The following is a 9,902-nucleotide window of genomic DNA, read 5'->3' on the forward strand; positions in this document are numbered from 1 at the left end:
ATGGCTGGACCAGCGGCTGACGACGATCCGCTGCTCTCGGTATCGGATCTCCGCACGCACATCGAGACCGACCGCGGGACAGTCCGGGCCGTCGACGGCGTGAGCTTCGCGGTCGACCGCGGTGAGGCGGTCTGTCTCGTCGGCGAATCGGGCAGCGGCAAGAGCGTCACCTGCGAATCCCTGACCGGAATCGTCCCCCAGCCACCCGCCGAGATCGTCGGCGGAACGGTGTCGTTCGACGACATCGATCTCCGGGCCGAGGAGACCGACCGGCGAGCGATCAGGGGCGACCGGATCGGCCACGTCTTCCAGAACCCACAGCACGCACTCGACCCGGTGTACTCGGTGGGCGAGCAACTGATCGAGGCGATCACCGCCCACGGCGACGTGGGCGGGCGGGCGGCCCGCGAGCGCGCAGTCGACCTGCTTCGGGAGGTCGGCATCCCACGCGCAGGGACACGGATCGACGACTACCCCCACGAGTTCTCCGGCGGGATGGCCCAGCGCGTCGCCATCGCCATCGCACTCGCGGGCGACCCGGACCTGCTGATCGCCGACGAACCGACGACGGCGGTCGACGTGACCGTGCAGGCTCGACTGATCGAACTCCTGCGAGACCTGCTGGACGGTGGGATGGCGCTGCTCCTGATCACCCACGACCTGCGCGTCGTCGCATCGCTGGCAGACCGCGTGCTGGTGCTTTTCGGCGGCCAGATCGTCGAACGCGGTCCCGTCGGCGAGCTGTTCGAACGGCCGGGCCATCCCTACACGCAGGCGCTGTTCGACAGCTACGACGGCTTCAGACAGTTACCGGACCGGCCAGCCAGAGGCGACCTGCCGACCGACGGCTGTCGCTTCCGCCCGGAGTGTCCCCACGCCGTGTCGACCTGTGAGACCGAGACACAGCCGCCCTTTTACGCCGTCGACGGCGACCCCGACCACGCGGCGTCGTGTGTCTATCACAGCGACGAACGCGACGAGACGACCGTACTGGATGGGACCGGTAGCGTGCAGCAGGTCGGGGAGGTGACCGACGATGACTGAACCGGCGAGTGAAGAGCGCGACAGGGCGGAGTCCGAGCGGCGAGTGATCGACTGTCAGGGCGACCCGCTGCTCTCCGTGACCGAACTGGAAACGCACTACCCGATCACGGAGGGGTGGCTCCGCCGCGAAGTCGGGCGAGTCCGGGCCGTCGATGGGGTGAGCTTCGACGTACACCGGGGCGAGACGCTGGGACTGGTCGGCGAGTCCGGCAGCGGGAAGACGACGCTAGCACACTCGCTGCTCGGTCTCGAAACACCGACGGCCGGGACGATCAGGTTCGACGGCGACCGCGTGGACGAACTGACCGGCGCGGCGAGACGGGCCTTCCGCCGTCGCGTCCAGTTGATCGTGCAGGACCCCAACGACGCGTTCAATCCCCGTTTGCAGGTCGGCAAAGCCGTCGCCGAACCGCTCGCACTCAACGGGATGGACGACGCCGAGCGCCGGCAGGCCATCGTCGAAGACGTACTGGAACGGGTCGGTCTCGCGGCCGACGACACCGACCGGTATCCCCACGAGTTCTCCGACGGAGAGAAACAACGGCTCGCCATCGCTCGCGCACTCGTCGTCGACCCCGACCTGCTGGTGGCCGACGAGCCGACGAGCGCACTCGACGCCCGCGTCCAGTCCGACATCCTCGCGCTGCTCGACGAAGTCCGCCGGGCGTTCGACGTATCGATCCTCTGTATCAGCCACGACATCGACGTCGTGCGGCGCTTCTGTGATCGGATCGCCGTGATGTACCTCGGTGAGATCGTCGAGCGCGGACCCGTCGGCGCGGTCCTGGAGCGGCCTGCCCACCCCTACACGAAGGTCCTGCTGGACTCCGTCCCGAGTCTCGATCCGACGGATCGAGACCTCCCGGCACCGCTGACCGACACGATCCCGGACCCCGCCGACCCGCCCAGTGGCTGTCGCTTCCACACGCGCTGCCCGGCCGTGATCGGCCCCGACGACGCTGATCTACCCGCCGAACAGTGGGAACGGCTGGCCGCCTTCCGATTCACCGTGCAGGTCGGCGAACTGCCGGCCCGCATCGACCTCGACGATCCGCCGAGTGAGGGGACCGTGCGAGCGGCCTTCGACCTGCCCGACGACATCGCGGACGAACAGGTCGAAAGCGGCGTCGACGATGCGGTCGCGGCGCTCACGAAGGGTGATCTTGACCGGGCACGGGAGCGACTCACGGCGGTCCTCCCGAGCATCTGTGAACAGCAGGTGCCTGCGACCGTCGAGATCGACGGCCGACCAGTCCAGTGTCACCGCGCCGATGCCGCCATCGACGCCGAGCCACGGCCGTGGACGGGCGAGTGATCGCGAGTGTCACCGGCCACGCGACGCCAGCACGCCGGCGACGGCCAGCGCCGCGACCAGCAACAACACCGGCGCGGTCAGTGGCGTCGTCCCCACGCTGATCTGGACGACCGCCCAGCCAAGCCCCGCGGTGACCGCGCCCACCAGCGTCGTCCCGCCGGCGTGGACGAGTTCGAGCCGGCGCGTCGGGGCCGCGCGCCCGAGCTGTGCGCCCAGATCGATCGCCGTCCCCGCGCTGTCGAAGGCGACGACGGCCGCCACCGCGCCGACGAGCAAGGCCGGGATCGGTGCGCCCTGCACGCCGGCGACGACGACCGCGAGGAACAACAGCCCGCCACCGGTCGTGACGGCGTCGTGTCTGGCGAGCGTGAGTCCGGCCACGACGGCCAGCACGCCCACACCGCCGAGTGCCAGTCCCGCCCACGAGAAGCTCCCGGCGGCCGCGAGTGCCACGAGCGCCGCGGCGATGGCGATGGCGCTTCCGGTCCGCGTCGGCGAGCGGTCGATCCCGGTCACGTCGACCACCGCCTCGCCGAGCGCGCGAACGCGACCGGCAGCGAGTCGTCCCACGGCCAGTCGACGACCGGAATGCCGGCCGCTCGCAGATCGGCGATACGGAACCGACGGGCGACGGTCGCCAGCTGACTGGCCGACCCATCGGCTGTCGTCGGGTCCGGGCTGACGACGGTCACGAGATGGCCGTGAGCGTCTAACTGCCGGGCCACGTCACAGATCGCCGCCGAACACAGCGGCGAGAACAGGACGATCTGGGCGTCGCCCGGAAGCTGGCCGCGAAGCTGAGCCAGCCAGCCGTAAGGGAGGACGGTGTCGGGACGCTCGCCCGGTGCGAGCGCGGGGTGGGTCGAGAGGAGTCGCCGGGCCTTCGCGCGGTGGACCTCGCCCGCACCCGGCGGGAGCCAGCAGTCGGTGTCGCCCAGCGCGGCGATGCCCACGCGGTTGCCGTCGGCAAGCAGCGTCGTGAACACCCGGCTGGCGGCGTCGACCGAGCGCTGGATCGCCGTCTCGCCGCGCGGTTCCGGCCCGGCGTCGGCGGTCCCGTCGCGGTCGATCACCAGCACCACCGTCACCGCCCGCTCCTCGCGGAATTCGAGCGTCGCGAGGTCGCCGGTACGGGCGTGGCGGTTCCAGTCGATCCGGGCCATCGGATCGCCCGAGCGGTACTCCCGCGTCGCGAAGAATTCGACGCCCGCACCGCCGGTAGCCGTGTCGACGCGGCCGGTGAACTGCGTCGGCTGCTGGCGCAACGGGACTGGCTCGCCGACCGGTTCGAGCGCGGGCACGCACGTCACCGGCGACGGCTCGGCCGTCTCGATGCCCTGCTCGCGCTCTGCCGTCCCCGCGAGGTTTCGGACGAGGACCTGTGCCGGGCCGAACGCGTGGCGACCGCGGCGCGCCGCGACCGTGTACGTGACCGTCGCCGTCCCGCCCGGTCGCAAGGCCGTCCCGATCCGTGGCGACCCGTCGGTCACCGACAGCGCGGGCGGGACGCCGTCGACGACGCGCACGTCGGGTAGCAGACGGTCACCGTCGTTCGTGACCGACAGCGAGACCGTGACCGACTCGCCGGGATCGGGCGTGCTTGGTTCGACGGTCCGGTCGAGCGAGAGTGTCGCCCGGGGTGCCCGGGTCGGTCGGGCGTATGCGGCGTACCCGATGGCGACGACACCGACGAGGAGGACACTGGGGCGCTGGGCGAGGACGCCAGCACCGATCGCTGCCAGTGCCCCGGCTCCGATCCCCTGCCAGTGCTCTGTCGCCCGTTCGACCGGGTCGGGGTCATCGATGGCCCGGTCGCGTTCGACACCGGCGCCTTGGCCGTTCAGCGAGTTCCCCAGTGACTGGCGAAGCCGATCCAGTCCCGGGAGCGATCGCTCGTCGCGCTCGTCCTTCCGGACACCGGCCACGTCGGCGATGGCCGCGACGGTGTGGTCGACTCCCCGCCAGTACGGCGATCGGTCGGTCAGTCGGGTGCGAAGCCGACGGCTCAGTGACGCCGATTCCGTGTCGTCGGCGAGAAACGCCGCCGCGATCGAGTCGTCGGTCCACGTCCCGCGCTCGATCTGCTCGCGAGCGGTGTCGTCGTCTGCGCCCCGGTAGCGCGCGAGCGCCTCGACCGCAACACGGCGGAGTTGTCGCCGTCGACGGTCGGCCGTTCGCGTCCGCAAACGGTCGAAGGCCGACAGCACCGAATCGAGGTCGTCACCGGGCGAGGCGACCGACGGCGGTCGCTCCGGGGTCGCCGTCTCGGCGCGCGTCCGTCGGCCACGCCGTCGAGCCTGCACGAATCTGGCGGCCTGCCCGAGTGCGAGGAGTGCGAGGACGATCACCGCAACGCGGTCGATCCCGACCGCGAAGGTGCCGGGGGCGACGATCGCACCGACGCCGACGGCGAAGGTCACGAGCGCGACGGCCACGAGAACGCGCCCCCAGTTCATCGCTCGTCCTCCACGTAGCGGTCCTCGATGCGGCGAAGCAGGCCGACCGCGCGCTGCTCGTCGTCGGCGTCGACCTCGTACTCGTCGTAGCGAGCGCGCTCGAACAGGTCGGTCAGCGCGCCCACGTCCTCGGCGGCCATCCCGGCGTCGACCGCCGCACGCTCGAACTCCCGAGCGGTCTGGGTCTCCGGGCGCTCCACGTCGAGGTGGTCGGTCATCTCTCGCCAGGCGCGGAACACCTCGTTCTCGACGTCGGCCGCCGTCTCGATCCGGTCGGCCGCTCGCCCGGCCGCTCGCCCGACCGCAGCGGCGCGTCCCTCGGTCGATTCGTCGTCGTCACTCGTCGTCTCGGCAGCGTCGGTCCGGCGCTTCGCGGCGACGGCCGTCCCGACGAGCGCGCCGGCCAGCACGACCAGTACGACGACCGAGAACGCCGACGGACCGCTGGTGGTGCCACTCGCCGCGCCACCACCAACGCCACCACTGGCGTTTCCGACCGGCCCGGTAGCGCCCGACGGCGAGACCGGCGGCAAGGAAATCTGGACGTACGTGACGATCAAGACACTGACCATGGCGATGATCAGTGTGGCCACGGCGACCCGGAACAGTCGCCGTCGGTGAATGTACAGCGCCACCAAGACGGCGGCGAGCGCCAAAACGAACAGCACGGTCAGCAGTTCGGCGAAGAATGGAAGCTCCGGCACCTCTCGGAGCGGGTCCGTCGGCCGAGCAGGAACCCCGCCACCGGACCCCGGTCCCGGCGCACCAGTGCCGACACCACCGCGTGGCATCCGCTGGCGCGCCGTCGGTAACGTCGTCGCAGTGAGCGCAACGGCGACGACGCCGAGGGCCGCGAGCCCCGCCGTCCGAAGCATCTCTCTGTCCACAGTTGTCGGTCGTGTTCGGTACCCTATAAATCATTGCCGCCGTCGTGTGGCGACGAGCGACCGCGGCGAGCGCGACCGGCCGGTGACGAACCGTACTCTTCCTGAGATTACTGTGTCGGGGACGAAAGTATCCCAGACGTACCACAGCGACTGCCGGTGGACGGCGACCAGCGAACGGGACAGCATCGACGGCACCGACCGGCGACGACGAGGTGCCAAACGGGGTAAGCCGGGCCACGACTCGAACAATCACGGCCTTGTCCAGACTCGTCGAAATATAACAATGATCGCGTGTTCGGTAATAGAGAAACGCCGTCATGAGATCATGAGAGAGTACACAACACGAAAACGAATGACAGCAGTGACGCTGTGTCTGGTCGTCGTTCTCGCGACCGGCACAGGTGTCCTGATAAGCGGTGCCGCGAGCGTCACCGATGACACGGCCGGTAACATGACCGTCGCCGAGGACGTGAAGGCCGAATCGATCACGATGAACGACGTGGAGGTGTCGGGCCTCACCGTCGAGGTCGATGAAGTCTTCAGCACCGAATCGGTCTTCGAAGAGACCTTTGGCGCTGCTCTGGGCCAGAACGTCGAAGGCTTCAGCGTCGAGTCCGTCGAGGTCGGCACAGTCGAGAGCGCCGAGATCACGGTCGACAACGGCACGGCCACGATCGACGCCCAGATCGAATCGATCACGCTCCGCAATCCCAAGGCCGACCGCGTCACGTTCGACGGCGAGGGATCGATGGACGACACGGTCGACAACATGCTGATGGGCGGTAGCCTGTCAGCAGCATCGACCACCGTCGAGGAGCTTACCGTCGGCACCCTCACTATCGAACAGGCCGAGGAAGAGCCAGTCGAGACGGAAACCGAGACGGAAACTGAAACTGAATTCGAAACGGAAACCGAGACGGAAACTGAGACCGAAACCGAGACCGAATTCGAAACGGAAACTGAGACGGAAACTGAAACCGAATTCGAAACGGAAACCGAGACGGAAACTGAAACCGAGACGGAATTCGAAGCGGAAACTGAGACGGAAACTGAAACCGAGACGGAATTCGAAACGGAAACCGAGACGGAAACTGAAACCGAGACGGAATTCGAAACGGAAACCGAGACGGAAACTGAAACCGAGACCGAATTCGAAACGGAAACTGAGACCGAAACTGAAACCGAATTCGAAACAGAAACCGAGACCGTCGTCGATGACGGAGACGGGGCCGAAACCGAGACCGAGACAGAAGCACCGACCGAGACGGAGACCGAGTTCGAGACGGAAACCGAGACCGTGACAGCGGCGGAAACTGAGACTGAGACAGAAACCGGGACTGCCACGGAAGTCGCGACGGCGGCCATCCTGTTCGACGACCAGACGACCAACGGGACGACCGTGACGATCAGCGAAGTCACGCTCAGCGAGGGCGGCTACGTCGCCATCCACGACGCCTCGTTGCTCGAAGGCGAGGTGACCGGCAGCGTCATCGGTGTCTCCAGCTACCTCGAACCGGGGACGTATCAGGATCTCGAAATCATGCTGTTCGACGTGCCCGGAGGCGACTTCGAGCAGACCGAACTGCAGGACGATCAGATGCTGATCTCGATGCCCCACCTGGAGACCAACGACAACGAGACCTACGACTTCGTCGCCACTGGCGGTGAAGCCGACGGTCCGTACGTCAGCGACGACCAGGCGGTGACCGACCCCGCAAACGTCACCATCAGTGCCGACGGGGCGACCGAAACCGAGACCGAAACCGTCACCGAGACGGAAACTGAAACGGAATTCGAAACGGAGACCGAGACCGAAGCCGTCACCGAGACGGAAACTGAAACGGAATTCGAAACGGAGACCGAGACGGAAGCCGTCACCGAGACGGAAACGGAGACCGAAACGGCCTGATCTGCACCACACGCTCCGTCGCTGGATAGAGCGCTGGACAGCCCCGGGAAGCCGGGGACCGAACGTGGTCCCGAGACACGTCGGCCCCGGGGCAGCAGATCGTTCGACGGGACCGCCCGTCGGCCGTCAGGCCCAGATACCACTCGTTTGCTGGACTCCGCTGGCGCTCACCGGACCGCCGTGGCGAGCAACTTCGATGGAACGCCACGGGCGACGAGGGACGGACGAGCGACCACTCGTGTGAAGTGTTCGTATCGACGGACCAGACGGACAGTGATTCGGCGGGAAAGAACCGTCTTTGAAATCGTGACGACAAAGATATGAGGAGCGGAGCCACACGGCTGTGAAACGCCACTGGATCGAGCATCGACGAAGATATGATAGTCATTTTGTCACGCGATATTCACATAATGTTGGATGATCTGGAGCAAATCCGTGGCATATCGTCGCCAGCGAGATCGAAAACCCAATCACGTCCGTGACCGGGTCGGCGAGGACGTCGGCGTGGTCGCCCGGCGGGTGCGCGAGACGCGACGGGAACTGGAAGGGGGCGATCTGAACCGTCGGGTCGAGGACAACGGATGCATACTTTTGCGTTCCAGTGACGAACGACCGATATGGATCCAGTACGGAGTAGTCTCGTCGCGGGCACGGTCGCGACCGCCACGCTGTTCGTGTGGTTGTTCGTCGCCGACGCGTCGCTGCCCGGGCGGGAACTGTTCGTCTTCGCGACGTTCACCAGCCTCTGTGCGATCGGTGGCCCACCGTACTGCGAACCGACGGGACTGGGTGCGACGGTCGTGACGTTAGTGTGGTTCGCGCTGCTCTTTGCCGTCGCGTGGCCGCTCCTGTTCGCCGGCGTTACCTGGGGCTTGCCCGGCGAGTCAGGCCTCGTCCACGGCGCGGTGTTCGCGGTGGTGTTGTGGGCCGGCTACGTGCCGGTCGTCCTCTACAGCGTCAGTTTCGGTGGCGGGATCGGCGAGAACACGACCGTCCTCGCGGTGACGCTCGGTTCGTACCTGCTCTACGGTCTCGTCCTCGGTGGGTTCTACGACACACTCGCGCACCACCGGACGCTCCTCTCACAGGAGCAGGACGGACTCGCACAGTAGACCAGCCGAATCGGCTCGACGCCTCGATCACGAATCGTCGGATTCGTCGGTCGATCCACGGCCGCGACTGAGCGTCCAGAGGAGGATGAGGAGTCCTTCGAGGCGGGCGGCAGTGTACACCCACGGCCGGGCGTTCGCGTCGTCACCGCTGACGGCGAGTCCCATCCAGAAGTCGACTACTCGACGGGGCCAGACCAGTTCGACGAGACCGAGCGCCAGTAACGCGATGCGAACGAGCATACTCGAAGTTCTCGGTGTCCGATGAAATAGCTGTCGGCGATTCCGGTCGCTCCGCCGCCAGCGTCAGTACGGCGGTGACTCGGCCTCGATGACGCCCGAAAGGTGATCCATCTCGTCGGTCAACAAGACGAGGAAGTCATCGAGCGTGACGATGCCGGCGACGTTGTCGTCGGCGTCGACGACCGGGAGTCGTCGGACGGCGTGCTCGTACATCGTCTCCGTGGCGTCGTAGATTCCCTCGTCGACGCCCAGTGTGACCGGTGTCTCCGTCATGATCTCGCCGGCGGTCGTCTCTCGGGGATCAGCGCGCGGTTCGAGCACCTCCAACACGAGGTCGCGGTCGGTGACGATGCCGACGGGACGACCCTCGTCGATGATGATGACGCTCCCGACCGACTCGGCTTTCATCACCGTCGCGAGGTTGCCAGCGGACTGTTCCTGTCTGGCGGTCACGACTGCCGTTCGTGCGATGTCACGGACAGGCATACCCATAGAGAGAGACGAGCCAGCCGCTTAACGGTTCCAGACCGTCGCCCAGCGGGAATACCCGGACGGGACCGACAGTCCGCGATTACCGAACCGGGCGACCAGTAATAACGGCCGTACCTCCGTTATACCATTCATGTGTCTCGTAAGCCGCGGCTACCGGCGGGGACGACACCCGGCTACCACTAACTGGCACCTGCGTCGGTACTGTTCAGAGAAGAGATTCAGGACGGAATCATTCAGGCACTGAAAGGGCAAGCGACGCGAACGCTTCAGTGTCTCGAAATCAACAAACGTAGTTACGTATCTGAACAGGACCCCTGCGTCGGTCGTGTTCAGATAAGGATGAAGAGTGAGGCGGTCCGTTTTCAAAGTGATTCATGCCCGAAAACGGCCGCCTCATCGGGAATTTAGACGAGATCGACTTAGAGTTTGTTGAACGAGAAGCGACAC

At 66.7% G+C, this 9,902-nt stretch carries 9 protein-coding genes and 1 pseudogene; 5 read left to right on the forward strand and 5 right to left on the reverse strand.

Going from position 1 to position 9,902, the window contains the following annotated elements; genetic code table 11:
* Together AC5FRW_RS18325 and AC5FRW_RS18330 are read left to right on the forward strand one after the other, a co-directional pair.
* Positions 1–1,044, forward strand: coding sequence for an ABC transporter ATP-binding protein (locus AC5FRW_RS18325; protein WP_493569907.1), 1,044 nt, complete (start codon positions 1–3; stop codon positions 1,042–1,044).
* Positions 1,037–2,359, forward strand: coding sequence for an oligopeptide/dipeptide ABC transporter ATP-binding protein (locus AC5FRW_RS18330; protein WP_493569908.1), 1,323 nt, complete (start codon positions 1,037–1,039; stop codon positions 2,357–2,359). Before AC5FRW_RS18325 ends, AC5FRW_RS18330 begins: the two co-directional genes overlap by 8 nt.
* A 9-nt stretch (positions 2,360–2,368) precedes the next feature.
* On the opposite strand, the gene AC5FRW_RS18335 is transcribed toward AC5FRW_RS18330, so the two are convergent.
* From AC5FRW_RS18335 to AC5FRW_RS18345, 3 genes are read right to left on the reverse strand one after another with little or no spacing between them, the layout of a single operon-like run.
* Positions 2,369–2,929: a DUF7519 family protein gene (locus tag AC5FRW_RS18335; protein WP_493569909.1), complete on the reverse strand. Its 561-nt coding sequence runs from the start codon at positions 2,927–2,929 to the stop codon at positions 2,369–2,371.
* Positions 2,872–4,815: a DUF58 domain-containing protein gene (locus AC5FRW_RS18340; protein WP_493569910.1), complete on the reverse strand. Its 1,944-nt coding sequence runs from the start codon at positions 4,813–4,815 to the stop codon at positions 2,872–2,874. The genes AC5FRW_RS18335 and AC5FRW_RS18340 overlap by 58 nt, the downstream gene beginning before the upstream one ends.
* A complete protein-coding gene (locus tag AC5FRW_RS18345; RefSeq protein WP_493569911.1) occupies positions 4,812–5,702 on the reverse strand; it encodes a DUF4129 domain-containing protein in 891 nt (296 codons plus the stop codon). The genes AC5FRW_RS18340 and AC5FRW_RS18345 overlap by 4 nt, the downstream gene beginning before the upstream one ends.
* A gap of 352 nt (positions 5,703–6,054) precedes the next feature.
* On the opposite strand from AC5FRW_RS18345, the gene AC5FRW_RS18350 reads away from it, so the two are divergent.
* Together AC5FRW_RS18350 and AC5FRW_RS18355 are read left to right on the forward strand one after the other, a co-directional pair.
* Entirely contained in the window at positions 6,055–7,611 is a 1,557-nt protein-coding gene (locus tag AC5FRW_RS18350) for a DUF7282 domain-containing protein (protein ID WP_493569912.1), read from the forward strand.
* A gap of 617 nt (positions 7,612–8,228) precedes the next feature.
* Positions 8,229–8,723, forward strand: a complete 495-nt coding sequence (locus AC5FRW_RS18355) for a DUF6789 family protein (RefSeq protein WP_493569913.1) — start codon at positions 8,229–8,231, stop codon at positions 8,721–8,723.
* Between the two features lie 27 nt (positions 8,724–8,750).
* On the opposite strand, the gene AC5FRW_RS18360 is transcribed toward AC5FRW_RS18355, so the two are convergent.
* Together AC5FRW_RS18360 and AC5FRW_RS18365 are read right to left on the reverse strand one after the other, a co-directional pair.
* On the reverse strand, positions 8,751–8,963 hold the full coding sequence (locus AC5FRW_RS18360) for a hypothetical protein (protein ID WP_493569914.1): 213 nt from the start codon (positions 8,961–8,963) through the stop codon (positions 8,751–8,753).
* Positions 8,964–9,026: 63 nt separating this feature from the next.
* Complete coding sequence (locus AC5FRW_RS18365) at positions 9,027–9,449, reverse strand: CBS domain-containing protein (protein ID WP_493569915.1); 423 nt, start codon at positions 9,447–9,449, stop codon at positions 9,027–9,029.
* 380 nt (positions 9,450–9,829) lie between these two features.
* Between AC5FRW_RS18365 and AC5FRW_RS18370 the strand changes: the two are divergent.
* Positions 9,830–9,902, forward strand: a pseudogene (locus tag AC5FRW_RS18370) (IS6 family transposase); the annotation flags it as partial.

The sequence above is a fragment of the Halomicrobium sp. HArcht3-1 genome, from assembly GCF_058933345.1.